18 protein-coding genes are annotated in these 18962 nt (G+C 56.3%); 2 read left to right on the top strand and 16 right to left on the bottom strand.

What is annotated here, in order from left to right; all coding sequences use genetic code 11:
* Nucleotides 1–25: 25 nt before the first annotated feature.
* Entirely contained in the window at nucleotides 26–1549 is a 1524-nt protein-coding gene (abgT, locus tag WH277_RS09475) for a p-aminobenzoyl-glutamate transporter (RefSeq protein ID WP_133843727.1), read from the top strand.
* Between the two features lie 152 nt (nucleotides 1550–1701).
* On the opposite strand, the gene WH277_RS09470 is transcribed toward abgT, so the two are convergent.
* From WH277_RS09470 to WH277_RS09455, 4 genes are all read right to left on the bottom strand, one after another.
* Nucleotides 1702–3450 (bottom strand): ABC transporter permease, encoded by a 1749-nt coding sequence (locus WH277_RS09470; protein WP_339505408.1) that lies wholly within the window; start codon nucleotides 3448–3450, stop codon nucleotides 1702–1704.
* A gap of 3 nt (nucleotides 3451–3453) precedes the next feature.
* Complete coding sequence (locus WH277_RS09465; RefSeq protein ID WP_171148869.1) at nucleotides 3454–4431, bottom strand: ABC transporter substrate-binding protein; 978 nt, start codon at nucleotides 4429–4431, stop codon at nucleotides 3454–3456.
* Between the two features lie 40 nt (nucleotides 4432–4471).
* Nucleotides 4472–5539: an ABC transporter ATP-binding protein gene (locus WH277_RS09460; protein WP_159337369.1), complete on the bottom strand. Its 1068-nt coding sequence runs from the start codon at nucleotides 5537–5539 to the stop codon at nucleotides 4472–4474.
* Between the two features lie 454 nt (nucleotides 5540–5993).
* Nucleotides 5994–7214, bottom strand: a complete 1221-nt coding sequence (locus WH277_RS09455) for an oxalate decarboxylase family bicupin (protein WP_159337368.1) — start codon at nucleotides 7212–7214, stop codon at nucleotides 5994–5996.
* A gap of 408 nt (nucleotides 7215–7622) precedes the next feature.
* Between WH277_RS09455 and WH277_RS09450 the strand changes: the two genes are divergently transcribed.
* A complete protein-coding gene (locus WH277_RS09450) occupies nucleotides 7623–8546 on the top strand; it encodes a LysR family transcriptional regulator (protein ID WP_133843737.1) in 924 nt (307 codons plus the stop codon).
* Between the two features lie 3 nt (nucleotides 8547–8549).
* Here the strand turns inward: WH277_RS09450 and mdcH are convergent, their stop codons facing one another.
* The 12 genes from mdcH to WH277_RS09390 form a co-directional block, all read right to left on the bottom strand.
* Nucleotides 8550–9455: a malonate decarboxylase subunit epsilon gene (mdcH, locus tag WH277_RS09445; RefSeq protein WP_339505403.1), complete on the bottom strand. Its 906-nt coding sequence runs from the start codon at nucleotides 9453–9455 to the stop codon at nucleotides 8550–8552.
* Nucleotides 9452–10063 carry a malonate decarboxylase holo-ACP synthase gene (locus WH277_RS09440; protein WP_159337367.1) on the bottom strand — a complete coding sequence of 204 codons (612 nt, stop codon included), beginning with the start codon at nucleotides 10061–10063 and terminating at the stop codon, nucleotides 9452–9454. Before WH277_RS09440 ends, mdcH begins: the two co-directional genes overlap by 4 nt.
* Before the next feature lies 1 nt (nucleotide 10064).
* Complete coding sequence (locus WH277_RS09435; protein WP_133843743.1) at nucleotides 10065–11024, bottom strand: AEC family transporter; 960 nt, start codon at nucleotides 11022–11024, stop codon at nucleotides 10065–10067.
* 116 nt (nucleotides 11025–11140) lie between these two features.
* On the bottom strand, nucleotides 11141–11941 hold the full coding sequence (gene mdcE, locus WH277_RS09430) for a biotin-independent malonate decarboxylase subunit gamma (protein ID WP_159337366.1): 801 nt from the start codon (nucleotides 11939–11941) through the stop codon (nucleotides 11141–11143).
* Complete coding sequence (locus WH277_RS09425; RefSeq protein WP_133843747.1) at nucleotides 11938–12774, bottom strand: biotin-independent malonate decarboxylase subunit beta; 837 nt, start codon at nucleotides 12772–12774, stop codon at nucleotides 11938–11940. Before WH277_RS09425 ends, mdcE begins: the two co-directional genes overlap by 4 nt.
* The gene (mdcC, locus tag WH277_RS09420; RefSeq protein ID WP_133843749.1) at nucleotides 12767–13066 is read right to left on the bottom strand and encodes a malonate decarboxylase acyl carrier protein; all 300 of its coding nucleotides are present in this window, start codon (nucleotides 13064–13066) and stop codon (nucleotides 12767–12769) included. Before mdcC ends, WH277_RS09425 begins: the two co-directional genes overlap by 8 nt.
* A gap of 132 nt (nucleotides 13067–13198) precedes the next feature.
* Nucleotides 13199–14089: a triphosphoribosyl-dephospho-CoA synthase gene (locus WH277_RS09415; RefSeq protein WP_167863433.1), complete on the bottom strand. Its 891-nt coding sequence runs from the start codon at nucleotides 14087–14089 to the stop codon at nucleotides 13199–13201.
* Nucleotides 14089–15741 carry a malonate decarboxylase subunit alpha gene (gene mdcA, locus WH277_RS09410; protein ID WP_133843753.1) on the bottom strand — a complete coding sequence of 551 codons (1653 nt, stop codon included), beginning with the start codon at nucleotides 15739–15741 and terminating at the stop codon, nucleotides 14089–14091. The genes WH277_RS09415 and mdcA overlap by 1 nt, the downstream gene beginning before the upstream one ends.
* Nucleotides 15742–16140: 399 nt before the next feature.
* Nucleotides 16141–16638, bottom strand: coding sequence for a hypothetical protein (locus tag WH277_RS09405; RefSeq protein ID WP_339505398.1), 498 nt, complete (start codon nucleotides 16636–16638; stop codon nucleotides 16141–16143).
* The gene (locus tag WH277_RS09400; RefSeq protein WP_339505396.1) at nucleotides 16632–17138 is read right to left on the bottom strand and encodes a hypothetical protein; all 507 of its coding nucleotides are present in this window, start codon (nucleotides 17136–17138) and stop codon (nucleotides 16632–16634) included. The genes WH277_RS09405 and WH277_RS09400 overlap by 7 nt, the downstream gene beginning before the upstream one ends.
* Before the next feature lie 419 nt (nucleotides 17139–17557).
* Nucleotides 17558–18181 (bottom strand): peptidoglycan recognition protein family protein, encoded by a 624-nt coding sequence (locus tag WH277_RS09395; protein ID WP_339505394.1) that lies wholly within the window; start codon nucleotides 18179–18181, stop codon nucleotides 17558–17560.
* A gap of 23 nt (nucleotides 18182–18204) precedes the next feature.
* Nucleotides 18205–18687 (bottom strand): Hcp family type VI secretion system effector, encoded by a 483-nt coding sequence (locus WH277_RS09390; protein ID WP_339505392.1) that lies wholly within the window; start codon nucleotides 18685–18687, stop codon nucleotides 18205–18207.
* Nucleotides 18688–18962: the final 275 nt, after the last annotated feature.

The raw sequence follows: 18962 nt of genomic DNA, 5'->3' as shown, positions 1-18962 counted from the left end.
GACGACAAGGCAATAGGGTTAATCAATGAGCGAAACAACAGCGGCCAACAAAAGCCCGGGAAAGATTTTTTACTGGATTGAACGCATCGGCAACAAGATACCTAATCCGTTTCTGTTATTTGTTTATCTGATTGCTGTACTGATGATATCGACCGCGCTGCTCTCCTGGTTCGGCGTGGCGGTGAAAAATCCGGCCAGCGGTAAGATGGTCGAGGTCAAAAACCTGCTGAGCGTGGCGGGCATCCAGTGGGTCCTGCCGAATATCATCAAAAACTTCAGCGGCTTTGCCCCGCTGGGTTCGATCCTCGCGCTGATGATTGGTGCCGGACTGGCCGAAAAAACCGGGCTGTTGCAGGCACTGATGAATAAGATGGCCTCGTTTGTCAGCGCCCGCTACGCCAGTTATATGGTGCTGTTTATCGCCTTCTTCAGCCATATTTCGTCGGATGCTGCACTGGTGGTGATGCCGCCACTGGGTGCCCTGATGTTTATTGCCGTCGGTCGTCATCCGGTCGCCGGGCTGCTTGCCGCAATTGCCGGGGTGGCTTCCGGCTTTACCGCCAACCTGCTGATTGTGACCACCGATGTGCTGCTCTCGGGCATCAGCAGTGAGGCGGCCAAAGCGGTGAGCGATACCGTACACGTCAGCGTCATCGATAACTGGTTCTTTATGGCCAGTTCGGTGATCGTGCTGACCTTCGCGGGCGGGCTGCTGACGGATAAGTTTGTTGAACCCCGCCTGCCCGCCTGGCAGGGAGACAGTGAAGAGAAGCTCGCCAGCCTGACACCGTTGCAGAACCGTGGCCTGCTGATGAGTGCGCTGGCGGCAGTCGTGTTTATCGGTCTGGTGGCGCTGATGGTGGTACCTGAAGGGGCGATGCTGCGCAATCCGGGCAGCGGCGCGATCATCCCTTCGCCGTTTATTCAGGGCATTGTGCCGCTGATTATTCTGTTCTTCTTTGTGGTGGCGATCACTTACGGCGTGGCGACAAAGCAGATCACCCGCCCGGATGATGTACCTGCCCTGCTGATTGAACCGATGAAAAGCATGGCCGGATTTATCGTGATGGTGTTCCCGCTCGCCCAGTTTGTCGCGATGTTTAACTGGAGCAATATGGGCACATTTATGGCGGTGGGGCTGACGGATGTGCTGGAGCAAATGTCCATGACCGGCGCACCGGCGTTTATCGGGCTGATGTTCCTGTCGGCGTTTCTTTGCATGTTTATCGCCAGTGGGTCAGCTATCTGGTCGATCCTGGCACCAATTTTCGTGCCGATGTTTATGCTGCTTGGCTTCCACCCGGCCTTCGCACAGATGATTTTCCGCATCGCTGACTCTGCTGTGTTGCCGCTGTCGCCAATGTCACCGTTCCTGCCGCTGTTCCTTGGCTTCCTGCAACGCTACCGCAAAGACGCGCAGCTCGGGACCTATTACACGCTGATTATGCCGTATCCGCTGGTGTTTTTTGCCGTGTGGATTGCACTGCTGCTGGCGTGGTATGCGCTGGGGCTGCCGATTGGGCCGGGGGTATATCCGGTGTTGCCGTAGGGGGCGTGACGCCTGCCGCAAGCGCGGATTCCAAAGGGCGGGGCGACTGCCGCCCTTTGGTCGCTTCGCCCACAAAGTGGGAAAGCGAAACGCCCTTGGCCTGGCCGTTAATCTTGACCTGCCGTTGACCGTAAACGCCGTAAGATAACGGTTTAAACCTGCCATGGCAGCACGCCACGATGACGTCGTGCCAGCCATGACGCCAGCAGCATCAGCAGCACCACCAGCAGGATCATCAGACAGCCAACGGCGGCGGCCAGCGTTGAGGAACCGCCCTCATCGAGGAAGACAATCGTCGGCCCAAGGGTCTGGGTTGCAGAGGTCACCAACAGAATCGATACCTGAATTTCGTTCAGCGCGGTCAGGAATACCAGAATCGCCCCGGCAATCGCCGAAGGCGCCACCAGCGGCAGCACAATGTCACGCATGCGCCGCAGAAACCCCGCTCCCGCCAGCTGTGCGGCTTCATCCAGCGAACGCTCGATGCGGGCAAAACCGGCCAGCGTTGGCCGCAGCACCAGCGCCAGAAAGTTGGAAAGATAGGCCGCGAGAATAATCCACACCGTGCCGTAAAGACTGACATTCACCAACGGCAGCGGTTTCAGGAAGAACAGCAGCGCGGCAATCCCGGTCACCACACCAGGCAAAGCGTAAGCCAGTTCGCTGGAGAGATGCAGCACCCGTACCAGGCGACTGCGGCGCCAGCTGAGGAAACAGGCCATAAACAGCGCCATCACCGTGAGGATCGCCACTGCCAGCAGCGTCAGGCCCAGACTGGTGAGAAAAGCATGACGCACTGCGGGGTAGTCAAACAGCGCATTGCGGTAGTTAAGCAGCGTCAGTGATTGCAGGTTCAGTGACTGACCAAAACCCTGCGTCAACGAGGTGGTCAGCAGCGCCGAGAGCGGCAGCAGCAGGATCAGCACCATCAGCACCATCAGCAACCATACCGCACACTCCACCGGCAGACGCCAGCGCCCGAGGGACTGAGTGAACGGCTGCGTGCTGCCATTCACGCGCACATCGCGTCGCCCGCCCAGCAGATTACTGACCAGCATACCGCCCAGAGTGATCGCCGTCAGCAGTAGCGAGAGCACCGCCATATCAGGCAATGCGCCCGGTCCGGTGGTATTAAGCTGCTGATAAACCAGCGTGATCAACGTGGGCACCCGGCCAGGAATACCGAGCATAGCCTGAATACCAAAGTTGCCTGCCGCCGCCACAAACGACAGCGCCGCACCGGCAAAGATCGCCGGACGCGCCAGCGGCAGGACCACCGTCAACAGAACGTGCAGCGGCGATGCGCCGGTAATGCGAGCCGCCTCCACCAGTTCAGCAGGCAGACGTTGCAACCCGGCGCGCACCGCCAGAAACACCAGCGGCGCATTGTGCAGGCCGAGCAGCAGAATAATACCACCCAGTGAATAGAGCGGCGGTGGCCCGCCGCTGTCAAACGGCAACCCAAGGGCCACCAGCGCCTGCATAACCAGACTGGACGGCGACAGCGCCTGTACCCACGCAAGCGCCGTGACCTGTGGGGGGATCATCAGTGGCAGGATAAACGCAAAGACCCATGCCGCTTTCGCACGCATATTACTCAGCGCCACCAGCCAGGCAGCCAGCGTACCCAGCAGCAGCGCCAGTGCCGTCGAGGCCAGCGCAATCAGCAGCGTGTTGCCCGTTGCACGCAGCACCCGCGGGGTGGCAAGCAGCTCAAACAGACGCTGACTGTCCGGCACACCCTGCGGCGCCACGGCGGCCCAGACCAGCCGCGCCAGCGGGGCCACCGACAGCAGGCCGATCATCAGCGCCAGCAGCCACAGCACCCAGTGCTCGCTGCCAGGCAGACGCAACCTGCGCTGCCCCGGCAGGCTGCGCGTCAGAGAAGGCAGCACGCTCATCCTTTAGCCACCAAAAATTTCAGTGAATTTATCCCGCACCTGCTTATCGTCGGCCACCGCTTTATCGGTATCCAGCGTCAGCAGTTTGATGCTCTCCATCGGCGCAAAGCCTTCCGGCGCAGCCACACGTTTGTCGACAGGACGGTTCCCCTGGGTCGCGACTAACTGCTGACCTTTCTCCGACAGCATAAAGCTGACGAAGACTTTGGCAGCCGCAACGTTATGTGCCCCTTTGAGGATCGCCACCGGCTCTGTCACATAGGACACGCCTTCCTGCGGATAGACCAGGTCCACCGGGGATCCCTGCTTCTTAGCACGGATGATATCGGCATCGGTGATCACGCCATATTTCGCCATGCCGCTGGCCACCGCTTTCAGCGCCGGGCCGTTGCCACCTTCCGGGGTCACGCCGTTCGCGGCCAGCTTCTGATAAAAATCCCAGCCAATCGTCGGCGTATTGATCACCGTGTGCAGATGATAGAGCGCCGCACCGGAGTAAAGCGGGCTTGGCACCGCCACCTGCCCCCGGTTATCTGCCGCCGTCAACGCCATCCAGCTGTTTACCGGTTTGGCCTTTTGGGTGTTATAGCCAATCACCGTGGCGATGATTTTGGTGCCAAACCAGGTCTTATCTTTGTCATAGAAATCAGGGCTGATGTTGCTGACCGGCGCATCCGGCCAGGCCATCAGTTTGCCCTCTTTTTTCAGCGCGCCAAGGTTAATGGCATCTGCCACCAGCAGCACATCGGCTTTCACCTCACCGCTCATCATTTCGGTCCGCAGCACGTTCATCAATTGCGTGGTGCCGTTACGCGTCCAGGACACCTCGATGCCGGGGTTCGCCGCTTTAAAGGCATCCATGGTTTGCTGGGCAATTTCCGGTGCCTGCGAGGTATACACCACCAGTTTGCCATCGGCCGCCAGGGTGGACAGTGAAGAGAAGCCCACCAGCAGCGCCAGAATTTTTATCGTGTTACGCATATCCCTGAAGTCCTTTAAGTGATGGTAAATGAGAGAAAAATTAAGCAGGAATGACCCAGCCATCAACGACCGACAGCTTCAGGCGCTCACCCGTCTGCCACAGTGGCGCATCGGTAAGCATCAGGGTCAGGCGGTTTTCCGGGTCAGCCTCCGGCGCGATCTCCAACTGGCGGTAACTGCCACGGTAAATCACCCGCTGAATAGTGCCCCAGAAGCCCGGCTGTTCTTCCGTTGCCAGACGTAAATCGGCTGCATGCAAACAGATTTTCCCAACAGGCAGTACGGGCTGTTGGGGGCTGGCACGCAGGGAGATGCGCTGTCCGTAAAGCGTGACCCAGGCGCGGCCGTGTCCGTCCGCTTCAATATCGCTGACGGTGACCACGCGGCCATCGTCAATAAAGCGCGCCACCATTTCACAGGCGGGCTGGCGGTAGAGAGTTTGCGGGCTGGCGAACTGCATCACCTGCCCGGCGTGCATCACCACAATGCGGTCGGCCAGCGCCATCGCTTCATGCTGATCGTGAGTGATATACAACAGCGTGGCACCAGAGTGCTGGTGAAAGCGGGTGAATTCCTCTTCCATGGTGGCGCGCAGATGCACATCGAGGTTGGCCAGAGGCTCGTCGAGCAGCACCACCTGAGGACGCGTTACCAGACAGCGGGCCAGTGCCACACGCTGCCGCTGGCCGCCTGAGAGATCGGCCGGCTTACGTTCGGCCATTCCTTCCAACCCGACCTGTAACAGAGCCGCAACCACCCGCTGCTGACGCAGCTCACGTGCCATCCCTTTCACTTTCAGACCGTATTCCACGTTTTCCGCCACTGACATATGCGGCCACAGCGCGTAGTTCTGAAAGACAATGCTCAGATCGCGCTGTTCCGGCGGCAGATGCTGCCCCGGCGCGCTGTAACAGCGTTCACCTATGCTGATCGTTCCCGCATCCGGGGTTTCAAAACCGGCCAGCGTACGCAACAGAGTGGTCTTACCGCAGCCGGAAGGGCCGAGTACCGCAATAAATTCACCGTGTTCAATATGGAGTGACACATCGCGCAGCACCGGCTGCGAACCAAAGGATTTACACAGGTTGTCGATCAGGATCGCAGACATAAATGCAGTTCAGCTCCGTCAGTCACAGTAACGCGTTAAAACATACTGAGCGTAGATGACAGGCAGGTGACAGTGCGATAGCGAACGGCTGTGACGTTGCTGACCAGGGCGGGTCAGGCGTGCCTGACCCCTACGGAATGCTGCGGGTTATTGGAATGGGCCGGGCGTGCCTGACCCCTACGGAATGCTGCGGGTTGTTGGAATGGGCCGGGCGTGCCTGACCCCTACGGAATGCTGCGGGTTATTGGAATGGGCCGGGCGTGCCTGACCCCTACGGAATGCTGCGGGTTGTTGGAATGGGCCGGACGTGCCTGACCCCTGCGGAATGCTGCGGGTTGTTGGAATGGGCCAGGCGTGCCTGACCCCTACGGAATGCTGCGGGTTGTTGGAATGGGCCGGACGTGCCTGACCCCGCCGTAGGGGCGGGGCATGCCCCGCCCGAAGCGATGCAGGGTTATTCCACGATCGGAGTTTTGGTTTTGTTCAGGGCCTTCATAAAGGCATCATCAAGGTGCAGGTGCTGTTTCACCAGCGCCGGAGGGGTCAGTGCCAGCCACTGATTAAGCGACAGATCCGCATAATAATCGCTTTTAAACAGCTCTAAAAAACGCAGCGGTTTATCACCGGTGTTCTCGATGTAGTGGCCCATGGCAAACGGCACATAGCCGACATCACCGGCGCGAAAATCAAAGGTTCGCGCCTCACCCGAGGAAGCAAACACCCCCATGCGCCCTTCCCCTTCCAGATAGTACTGCCACTCATCGTTATTCGGATGCCAGTGCAGCTCACGCATCGCCCCCGGCAGTAACTCCACCAGCGCGGCGGCGACGGTTTTCGAGATTTTAAAGTTGGAGGAGTCGGTAATGCGCACCGTCCCGCCTTTCAGCTTAATCGGCGTTTGCGCCATCATACGATGGCTAAACTTCAGCGTAGAAGGTTTTGCTCCGGCGATGGCATCGGCACTGAGCGCTCCCGGCACCTGCCCGGCAAAAATATACTCGTCAGACGGTGACGGCAGCGAGCTGAACGTGCTGGCAGGCACGCCGAAGTTTTTCGCCAGCACGTCCGGGGGAATATGTTTGAACCAGTCACTGAGTAAGAACGTGCTGTCTTCATCAAAGTTGCCGTCGTCGAAAGCCAGCAAAAACTCGCAGCCATCCGGCCCCAGTCCCTGAATCGAGTGCGGCATACCTGACGGGAAATACCACAAATCGCCCACGCCGACATCATCCACAAACCAGCCACCCTCGGTATCCAGCGCGGTAATGCGCGCATTGCCATACAGCATATAGGCCCACTCGCCCTCTTTATGCCAGTGCAGCTCACGGATACCACCGCTGTTCAGACGCATATCCACACCCGCAATAGTGGTCGAGATCCCCAGCTCACGCTGAGTCACCTGGCGAGTCCATCCGCCGCTGCCTTTGCGCACATGCGCGTCGCTGAAGGAAAAACGCAAATTCGGTAAGGTGCCGCTATCGGTCGCCGGGGGATTTACAATGTCAGGGTTTTCCCCCTCACGGATCGGGTCTCGCGGGCCGGGATCGGTGCCGCCCATTTTCCCATTCCAGGGCTGGGCTGCGGGCTGTTCGTGAGCATGAACCGTACCGGCGGCCAGCGCCACGGTACCACCGGCGGCAAAAGCCATAAAACTGCGACGTGAAAGAGGATTCATCCTTTGATTTCCTTATGTCAGTCAAAATAAACATTTTTTACGGCGCACAGGCACCGATAGTGGATAAGACTATTCGATATTTTTTCCCCTGCCAGTCAGATAATTGGCGCTAAACTCAGTGAAATGTAAGCAAGGATCCATCAGTAAATTTCATCGCATAACAGTGAATAAAACCGATAACACGGATGATTAGCGAATTTTTTGTCGCTTGTTGCTTTTCTGTTTTGTCCTCATCCACCAAAAGCACAAAACAGCGGTCAGCCATTAATGTTATTTATCGACTGTTTTCCGTGCGAAGAAACACCTGGTTACAGGCGATAACGCATGATTGCGTTAAACAACGCGCTCTGTTAGAGCCTAGAATAAAGCCTGTTTCCACACTTTCCTGCCACCTGAGTACAGGCTGCTATGAACATTGATTCAGACATCACTTTTCGCAAACTGGGAATTTTCATCGCCTTTATGAACCGGGGTAATCTGTCGCGTACCGCTGATGCCCTCGGTATCAGCAGCGTCAGTGTTCATCGGGCGCTGCACAGTCTGGAAGAGAGCGTACGCTGCCCGCTGTTCATTCATAAAGGCCGCAGCCTGGTCCCGCTGCCTGCCGCGCATACGCTGTGGGAGTACAGTCAAGAAGCGCTGGATATGATGTCGCGCGGCGTAGAAGAAACGAGGAAAACGGCGGGCATAGGACAGGGACATATGCGTCTGGGAACGCTCTATTCGCTGACGCTGGAAACGATTCCACAGTTGATTATGGGGATGAAACTACGCCGCCCCGATCTGGAGCTTGAACTGACTATGGGTTCAAACCAGACGCTCACCACGCGCCTTTCAGAAGGCTCGCTGGATGCCATTCTGATCGCCATCGCCCCCGGTGATCTGGACTACAATCGCTTCGAATGTCTGCCTTTATTTGATGATGATATCTTTCTTGCCGCGCCTTCCACTTCTGGGCTGGACACTCGCTTCCCGGCGGATCTGCGCGATTTTCGTCAGCAAAAATTTGTCTCCCTGGCGGAGGGTTTCGCCACCTGGCAGGGCTTCCAGGAAGCGTTTCATGTTGCCGGATATGCACCGAATATTGTCACCCGGGTGAATGATATTTTCTCGATGCTGAGTCTGGTGCAGGCGGGGGTGGGGTTTACACTACTGCCGGGCAGAATGAAGCGGGTGTATGAGAACTCCGTGCAGTTGCTCAGGCTGGCCGAGCCGTATCAGATGCGCCAGAAGATCGGGATTGTCTTTGAGCGTAACCGCGAGCATGACCCGAATCTGCTGGCGCTGGTGGCCGAAGGGCGCATGTACAGCCGCCAACGCAGCACAACATAATGACTACCGCGTTAGACGTTCCGCCAGGCGCTTAGCCAGCAGCTCACCGCTCTGTTCCAGTGCGATCGCTTCCCCTGCGCTGCCACAGAATGCTTTGCGCGCAAGGCCGGTCAGTACCGATCCCGGCGGCATCTCAATCGCCAGCCCCACATCCCGTTCGCGGGCCGCCACCATCGCCTCATGCCAGCGCACCGTACGCGACATATTTTTCGCCAGGTCGTCAGCAATCTGCTCCGGCTGCCACAGCACACGTGCCGTGCTGCCACTGAGATACGCACAGTGTGGGCGCGTCAGTGACACCGTCTGAAATGCCATCGCCAGTTTCATAGCCGGTTCGGCCAGCAGCGCGCAGTGAGAAGGCACACTCACTGCCAGTCGATGAACTTTCTGCGCCCCGGCGTGACGTGCGCGGGTGGCGACGGCGCTCATCGCGGCGTCACTGCCAGCAATCACCAGTTGCTGAGGCGCATTGATGTTAGCCAGCCAGCAGTCGTTGCCCAGCAGCGGTGTCAGCTGTGATACCTCCAGCCCGATAATCGCCGTCAAGCCGTAGCCTTGCGGATAAGCCTCCTCCATCAGCGTACCGCGCAGCGCAACCAGCCGTAAGGCATCATCAAACGCCAGCGCCCCGGCCACCACCGCCGCCGGAAAAGCCCCAATTGACAGGCCGCAGGTGATATCCGGCACAATGCCCTGCCGCTGGAGTTCACGCGCATGCGCCACGCCGGCAATCAGCAGACAGAGCTGTACCGCCCGGGTATGTTGCAGCGCGCTGGCCTGATCTAACTCGCGAGCATCCTCCGCCAGCACCTCACTGGCCTGATCAAGTAACGCCTGTCCGTTGGGGAGCTGTTGCAGCATTCCGGGGCGCTGTGGCCCCTGACCTGGAAAAGAGAACAGTATTTTCATGGTATGACACTCCACGGCTGGGTGGTGATGCGCGGGCCTGCGTTGGTTTTCAGCAGCACGCGCCCGTCACGCAGCCATTCACTTAAGGCAAAGGCGCCTTGTGGCACTTCCACCTGTGTATCCACACGACAAGGCAGTTGGCTGACAAACTGCTGCCAGCGTTCCAGCTCCTGCTGCGCCACGGGTTCCGGGCAGCGGATCAGCAGGTCGAGATCGCTATCGTTATGCAGTACCGGGATTTCCGTTGCCAGCGCATAGCCTACGCTGCCGGTAATGCCCCATGTCCACCACCAGCGCTGCTGCGCCAGTTGAATAGCCGCCTGTACTGGCGGCTGGGAAACAAAAGGAGAAGCCAGCAGATGCTCCGCCACACTGAGTGCCTCCGGCGACAGCGTGCGGACCACATGCTTTGCTGCTACCCAACCTGCGGCACGCTGATCGCGGAGCAAGCCACGCACCCCAACAGGAATACGCCCATCCTGATCATGGTCGCGACGCACGACCAGCGGCAAAGTTCGCCGCCACTGGCTGGCAACCCAGTCGGGCAGGTCGCCCTCCATCGCGTCAGCAGTGCGGATCCAGATCAAATCATGTGGCGTTATAGTCATCTTACATTCCGGATGTCAGGGTGATAAACAGCGGTAACGTGATGATACACAATAGCGAACTGATCAACAGTGTCGCTTCTGAATCCGGCGACTGCACGCCAAAACGGTTGCCAAAGACGACGCCGAAGAAACCGGCTGACAACGCCACCATCAGGATCGCCGTGATCGCCACCTGTCCGCTGATACCCAAGGCCAGCACCAGCCCCCAGGCAATAAACGGCTGAATAAGCATCGTTGTGATACTCGATATCACCACCACGCCGTTGATTTTCAGCTGACGCGCCGACAGAATCACCCCGGTCAGGAACAGTGCGCCCGCCGTGGCCGACAGTCCGAGCGGTTTGATTGCCGCCAGCACCAGCTCCGGCATCTTCACACCCAGCCCCGATAACACCACACCGAGCAGCGGTCCCCAGACAATCGGCTTGATCACCGAACGCCACATCAGCACCGGCAACATGCCGATTCCCGCACTGCCCGCATCACCCGCTGCACGCGCTTTTTCGCGCTCCAGCGTCAGCAGACAGAACGGCGTCATCAGCACTGAGCCGCAGGCAATCGACACCGCGACCGACAGCGAGGTGGATGCACCTTCTCCCAGCACGCTACCGAGGATCGGCAAGCCCAGGGCAGCATAGTTCGGCAATGCTACGGTCAGCGTCAGTACCGCCGCATCCTGTGGTGACTTTTTAAACATCCGCGTACTGATAAAGTAGATCGCGGCATAGACAATCCACATCGCCAGCACCAGCACCAGAATCAGTGGCGACTGCTGGATAATCCCGGCCCACGGCGTCTGCACAGTGGCACTGAACAAGGCCGCTGGCAGAGCAAAATCCATCACAAAAATATTCAGTAAAGAGACATTCTTATTATCCACCATCCCGGCTTTGCCGGCGTAAAAGCCCAGGAGCATAATGATAAAGATGGGGGCAAGAGCATGAACAATCACGTAAGTCATAACATCACCTGTTAGTTGAAGTAAGCACAGGCGCGATGATTATTAGTTCAGACTGGCGGATGTCTGTCAGATATCCGCCAGTCTCGCAGGTTGTCTTATCGATTTCACAACGGGCCTTACCAGAGTTGACGCATCCGTTCTCTGACGGTGTGTGAACTGCGACGGTTCTCTGCTTTTAGCCGGCACTGCAACCCAGGATCATGGCGTGCCGCAGTAATAGCCGCCGTCAGCGCCTGTTGCACCTGTGCCACATCAGCAGCATCGGGTGCATCAGGCTGACGAATATCCAGCAGCGCTTCCAGCAATCCCAGACTGTGGTAATTTTTGATGTCGTAAGCCATCGGCGGGATGGTCTGCGCCAGTTTTTCCAGTGCCTCGACGCTGCGCAGCGTAATACGCGCCGCCGCCGCTTTGCCCATCGCATGAATCAGCACGCCGCTGTCGTTAAAGGCGATCAGCCGGTTAGCCTGGTAGCCGTGTGCCAGGAAAGCCCCCGACATCGCTTTGCCAACAATCAGCCCAATCACCACATGACCCGCCAGCCGCGCTTCAGCGTAAGCCCCGGCGGCAGCGGCCAGCGCCTGATGAATACCAAAAGCCTCTTCACGCCGACCGTAGGCCTGGCTGGCAACGTCAATCACCGCGATAATCGGCCGCTTGTCGGCTTTTTTGGCATCCTGCGCCACGGTTTCACTGACCACTTTCGCCAGCGTCCAGCCCTCTAACAGTCCGACTTCGCCCTGTCTGGCGCGGGGATAGTGGTTATCGGCATCCGGTACCACGGCAATAAAACGCACGGCTTCCCCGTTTACGTGACCGTCAGCGACCTGCACAGACGGGCATAACCCCGGTAAACGGGCCGCTCCAGCACTGAGTTGCTGTAGCCAGATTTCACCGCGTCCTGTTGGCTGTTTCATTTGTGATCCTCCCCACTGAATAGCTGTGTAATCTGTTGTGCATCGGCCTGCTGGCGGGTATCAAACTGTGCCAGACGCGGCAGATAGTGCTGATAATGCTGTGAGCGATGTAACGCCGGAACGCCCTTCGCCAGCGCCGTACGCATGGCCTGTTGAACGACATGCTGACCGTCAGCGACAATCGCATCCACCAGGCCGCTGCGGGCGCGCACTTCTCCTCCGGTCATGCTCCAGATAAATGGCCTGTCGCGAGAGTCGTACTCATCAATACCCGCTTCCTGTTCAATCACCTGCGGACCATTCAGCCCCAGCCGGGCCTCACGGGTGACAATCAGATAGCTGCACAGCCCGGCGGCGATCGACATCCCGCCAAAGCAGCCCACCGTGCCCGCGATAATGCCAACCACCGGGGTGTAGCGCCGCAGGTCGACAATGGCGGCGTGGATATCCGCAATCGCTGCCAGACCGAGGTTGGCTTCCTGTAGCCGTACGCCACCCGTTTCCAGGCAGAGCACTGCGCGAGTGGCGATGCCCTTGCGGTTATCCTCAGCGGCCAGTTCCAGTGCAGCCGCCATTTTCGCCCCGGAGACTTCGCCCATGCTGCCGCCCTGGAATGCCCCTTCAATGGCAATCACCACGGCGGGTTGACCATCGATGGTGCCTTTTGCCACCACCATGCCGTCATCAGACTGCGGCACAACGCCTTGTGCACCCAGCCACGGCGACATGATGCCGTCGAACGGGTCGAGCAGTTCGCGGAAGCTACCGTCATCCAGCAGCAGACGTGCGCGCTCACGCGCTTTCAGTTCGATAAAGCTGCTGTCATTACGCATCGGCTACCTCCTCAAACACCTGTTCAATGCGGATGCGGGCCACACCGGGGGTGGCACCAAAATCATGAATGGTCATCTGCCCGGCAGGTAGTGAGCCAAAGCTGCTGATACGCTCAAACAGCGCCTGCCAGCGCGGGCTGCTGTTATCGACCGAGGTGGTGATTGCCACGCTCAGGACATGGCTGCTGTTCGCTGTGAACAGCACTTCCATATCGCCGGACCCTACCACACCCGCCAGCGCCTTACCGCTGAGGTGGCGTGTAGCCGGAAAAGACAAGGTTATCTGTTGCATAAGATCCTCTTAAAATTGATTGCTCGTCTGCGGGGATGAGCAATTGTTGCGGGCGGGGCATGCCCCGCCCCTACGAACATCGGGTTGCCACACATCGCCAGGACGACCGTTTGTTGCGGGCGGGGCATGCCCCTACGCCCATCCTTTTGTAGGGGTCGGGCATGCCCGGCCCGAGCAATGGACATGGTCCAGGAAAATCGTGGCAGACAGCAGGTCGGCTGCACCGCCTGGTGAAGCATTCAGCGCCAGCATTGCTGCATCCAGCCGCTGAAGCGCCTGCTGCCCTGCAGGTTGCTGCACCCCGCCTGCCACCAGTACCGCCCGCGCCCCCTGCTGCATCGCTTCCAGCCCTGGCATTCCGGCACGCGACAGTACACAGGTATCGCTGAGCGAGGTCATGATCGCCATCAGCGCATCCAGCCGTGCTGCGTTGCTGTTCGCCCCCTGCTGGCGACTTTGCCAGAGCTGCGGCAGAGCCAGATTCATCACATGGGGGAACCCCTGCTGAGCCTCTTCCCGTGCTCCGGGCAGACGATAACGTGAACAGGCGCGCAGGCCGTTGCTGAACAACGTCGGCGCAGCGTCATCCGGCAGCTGTGCCAGGCGCGCGGCCATACGGGTTATCTGCGTCGGGCTACCGCGCCCTCCGCACATGGCAGCCGCAGAGACCAGCAACCCCAGAGCCCAGATAGCACCGCGATGGGTATTCACTCCGCCCGTCACCTGCATCATCACCGCTTCGCCTTCACGTCCCAGTCGGCCCGCCAACTGGCGCAGAGCGATATCCGCCGGACGCTGCCAGCTCTGTCGCGCCATCTCGCGGAACATTGGCGTCAGACTGTGAGCAGAACGCTCCATCAGCGCCAACGTCAGGTCGTGATGCGCCCCGCTACCCCGGCGATCCACCAATCCTGGTTTCGGCGTGAGGTTGGCTTCTATGACCAGGCAACGTGTTGCCAGCGCGGCCAGGCGCTGTGCATGGCGTTCCGCCGAACTTGCAGCCCACTGCCGTTGCAGGTTCATTACCAGCTCCTGAATTTGGCCGGAGGCTCATACAACCCGCCGGACCATTCGACCAGGTCAGCCACGCTGCCTGCCGCCAGCAGGGAACGGGTGGCATCGGTACGGCGAATGCCAAGATCTTCCGGGAAGGCCACCTTCCCTTCGCGCCGCAGCTGCTGCACCCGCTTCGCATCCACGCCCAGACCGATATCGGTAATCCCGGCGACCGCCGCCACCATCGCCCGCCGTTCTTCCAGCGACTGCGCACGATAGAGGTAAGCAATCCCCTCTTCGGTCAGTACGTGGGTAACGTCATCGCCGTAGATCATGACCGGGGCCAGCGGCATGCCGGACGCTTTTGCCACCTCGACCGCTTCCAGTTTTTCAACAAAGGTCGGTTTTGCGCCAGCCTGGAAGGTTTCCACCATCTGCACCACCAGCTTGCGACCCCGTGCCATCGGGTCAGGTTCGTTGATCATAGCCAGCCAGGCTGGGGTGGCATGGCGGCGACCATGCGGGTCGTGCCCCATATTGGGCGCACCGCCAAAGCCCGACAGGCGGCCACGCGTCACGGTGGAGGAGTTCGCATCGCCGTCCACCTGTAAGGTGGAGCCGATAAACATATCGGCGGCATACTGGCCCGCCATCTGGCAGAAGGCGCGGTTGGATCTCATAGAACCATCGGCCCCGGTGAAGAACACGTCCGGGCGCGCTGCAACGTATTTTTCCATTCCCAGCTCACCGCCGAAGCAGTGCACGCTTTCCACCCAGCCGCTTTCAATCGCCGGGATTAACGTCGGGTGCGGATTCAGGGTCCAGTGACGGCAGATTTTGCCTTTCAGGCCCAGCTGTTCGCCGTAAGTGGGTAGCAGCAGTTCGATGGCGGCGGTGTTAAACCCAATACCGTGGTTGAGCGACTGCACTTTGTGCTCGGCGTAGATGCCTTTGATCGCCAGCATCGCCATCAGCACATGCTCCTGTTTGATCAGGCGTGGGTCACGGGTGAACAACGGTTCGATAAAGAAGGGTTTATCCGCCACCACCACAAAGTCGATCCACGAACCGGGGATATCGACGCGCGGCAGATCGCTCTCGTCATCCACCAGTTCATTCACCTGGGCAATGACGATGCCATCATGGAATGCCGCCGCTTCGACCAGTGCCGGGGTGTCTTCCGTACTGGGACCGGTGTAGAGATTGCCTTTACGATCGGCTTTGAAACCCGCGACCAGCGCCACGTTAGGGATCAGGTCAACATACAGCCGCGAATAGAGTTCGATGTAGGTGTGAATGGCGCCAATTTCCAGCAGGCCGTCCTCCAGCAGCTGCGAAATACGCAGGCTCTGGGTGCCGGAAAATGAGAAATCGAGCTTGCGGGCAATCCCTTTTTCGAAGATATCAAGATGCTCGCTACGGCCGACGCTCGGCATGATCATATGCAGATCGTGCAGTTTTTTCGGGTTGACCTGCGCCAGCGATCGGGACAGAAAATCGGCCTGTTTCTGGTTGTTACCCTCCATAACGACGCGGTCGCCAGGGACAATCAGTTTTTCCAGCATGGCGATCAAATCATCGGTAGGGAGAACTTTGTGGGTGAGCCCGAGGCTGGCAATACGGCGCTGTTTTTCGCGGCGGCGCGTATCCCAGATTCTGGGGGATGATTGGGTAAGCATGATGTAACCTCCTGTAAGCGCATCCTGTCAGGGATGCTTCAGTCTGATTACCGAGTCTGCACGCCGGGGCGCAGTCAAACAATTACACCCAGTGCTATAACCATTACGCCAGGCGTAACGGTTTTTTAAATATTAATTAAATCAGATGTGTAATGATTTTAAATCGGGATCGTGGTCACAATGCTTTCGCGCTAAATGCACAAAGGCGGGCAGATAATGGCAGAAGCCTGTGTGCTCGTAGTGCAGTGACAGGGCTGGAGCCGGGGTGGGCACGCCGGATCGGCAAAAGACGCACCCATGAGGGCCTCGGCACGCAGCGTTCTGGCGCGTGACGTCCGGCTTACCTCACCCCAGCCCCATCCCCGCACAAACGGTGCCCGTGTTAGAAAAGGGGGTTAATTAGCATATAGGATCGTTTTGTAAACCGTAGGTGCAGGCATAAGGATCGGTCCATTGGTTGTCTTTATGGAAGAAGACGAGTGACTCTCCATTATCCAGAATAGCAAATGCCAGGCCACTGGATTGTACCGTCCAGTCTCCGGATGAACCATCTTTGAATTTCACTGAACCAGATGAAACACAGGGAGAATAATATTCATGAAGTAGACTCCCACTTTTTTTATATTCTTTTGCCAGATTAAAAAAACGAATCATTTGTTTTTTATTCGGTATAAATACTTTACAGGCTTCTTCTTCATTTTTATCTTCACGACCTTGAGACTGTTGACCAACATCTTTGATATCGATATCGATAACCGTCCTTCCCTGAACTTGCATCGAGCAAAAAAACAGAGATAAAAAAATAATAATTAATGATTTATTTACATTCATTATTGAAAATATATTTCCCTTTTCAGAAAAAACTGCGCCATCTCTGGCGCAGTGGTGATTTAACATATTGGATCGTCGCCTAAACCGTAGGTACAGGCATAAGGATCTGTCCATTGGTTGTCTTTATGGAAGAAGACGGATGATTTCCCATTCTCAAAAACAACAATCCCTAAACCGCTGGATTGTACTGTCCATCGGCCTGAAGTGCCGTCTTTAAATTTGACGCTACCTATCGCCAGGCACGGTGAGTAATATTCATGAAGTAGATTTCCACTTTCTTCCGATTCTTTAGAAAGATTGAAATATCGGGTCATCTGTTTTTTTGTCGGCCTGAAGACCTTGCAGGCTATTTCTTCATCCTTATCATTCCGTTGGTCAGAGTACAACCCGATACCTTTAACCTCGAGGTGGCTGACAACTCTTGCCTGCGCATGAACTGAAACGACCATAAACGTCCAAAAAATAATAATAGTTTTGGTGATAAACTTTTCCATTTCCAGACTGAATTCCCTTTCGCTTTGAACATGAAAACTGCGCCATCCCTGGCGCAGTGGTTGATTTAACATATGGGATCATTGCCTAATCCGTAGGTGCAGGCATAAGGATCGGTCCATTGGTTGTCTTTATGGAAGAAGACGAGTGACTCTCCATTATCCAGAATAGCAAATGCCAGGCCACTGGATTGTACCGTCCAGTCCCCGGATGAACCGTCTTTGAATTTTATTGTTCCTGATGACAGGCAAGGTGAGTAATACTCATGAAGTAGATTACCACTTTCTTTTGACTCCTTTGCAATATTAAAAAAACGGATTATTTGTTTTTTAGTCGGCCTAAAATGTTTACAAGATTCTCTTTCATTTTTATAACCTCGACCTTCATCATACTGCCCAATATCTTTGACTTTAATATCAATAATTTCACGACCATTAACTTGATTTGAAAAGAAAACAACACAAGATAAAATAGCAAGAAGTATATTTTTTTTTTACCATTTTGCTGTACTCGCTTCTGTTGGATTTTTTCGACCAATTTCGGGATGGCGATATATTTCATTCATAGAAACACTTAACGTCTCAGATAACTCCTTTATTAGCCACTTCAAAGAGTCATTTTGCTGATCGTTGACTGATTCATAAACAGGTTCTATTTTTCCTGTTATTTTATTTTTCATTCTTTTTGACTCACCCACAATTTCTATCCCAATACTATCTATATTGCTGGAGAATCGATCCGGATAATTTTTTACTTTTTCAATCTGATGCACCTTATCGTAATTTCTCCATGACTTTTCCAGATCGGCCACTTTTTGCAAATCTGCCGGCTCGCATTTTTTCGTCAGATAGCAGCGGGATTGTAGCCTTCCCACATGCCAGGTGACTTTAAACAATGAGGCGGTTTGATAGATGGTGCCATCTCTGTCAATCAGAAAGTGAGCGCCAGCGGCGCGTTTGTTTTGATAGCTATGAAAGGTGCTGCTGGCTGTAGAGGCATTGGTCTGATGCACGACAATGCCATTCACCGCATCCATTTTTTCATGCTCGATATTATTGAATATTTTGATCTTAATACGGTCGGCATAAATATGACCATTTTCATTAACGTATAGCATTGGTTTCCCTCCCTTGAGGCGATTTAGATCACCGTATTGGCTTTGATGTCATAGCCCATTGAAACGGTTCCCGCCGTTTTCCCCTCTGCATTTTGCAGCACGTAATCCATCTTCACCCGCGAGAACGCGATGGCGACCTTTTCGAGTGGTGCGGGCATGTTGTCATAGCAGATCAACGCCACCCGGGTAATGATGACCTCTTGCAGGGTGATGATCTGATATTCCAGCGGCGATCCGCCCGCTTTGCGCACGGTCAGCACCGCTTCGGGGATCGATTTACCGCTAAGGGAATACTGGAGAAGATTGGGGCTGGATTTATCAATAAAGTGATCGAAGTAAAGATCGCCGACGGTGGATTTCCCTGCGCCACCGCCGCTTCCTGAGTGCATATTGGATGGCTGGCGGGCAGCCCACGTCCAGCGCAGAACGTCAATTTCGCCTTTATGTGCAAAATCCTGGGATTCGCCCTCAATACCGGTAAATCTGATAAAAATATCCTGAGCCATATCTCTTCCTTGTTGATGAATAAAATCATAAAACGAATGGCTGTTTATTTAAACGGAACCTGTTAGTGGATTGATTAATAGATTTAATCTGTTAAGGACAGGGAAAGGTAAAGCCAATGGCGGTGAATAACAAATAGTAAAAAAACGATTTATAAAAGATTACGGGAGAATAAAGAAACACACCATCGTGGCTGTTTTAACACACACAGCGAGCACTCTATTACGGGGAGGGGGCCAGTTTGAGGTAAGCCGGGCGGCACGCGCCAGGGATGGCG

The sequence above is a fragment of the Erwinia sp. MYb416 genome (assembly GCF_037479575.1).
In the GTDB taxonomy this organism is placed as follows: Bacteria; Pseudomonadota; Gammaproteobacteria; order Enterobacterales; family Enterobacteriaceae; genus Erwinia; species Erwinia rhapontici.
The sequence above is the reverse complement of the archived record's forward strand: the minus strand, read 5'-3'. Positions and strand labels throughout refer to the sequence as shown.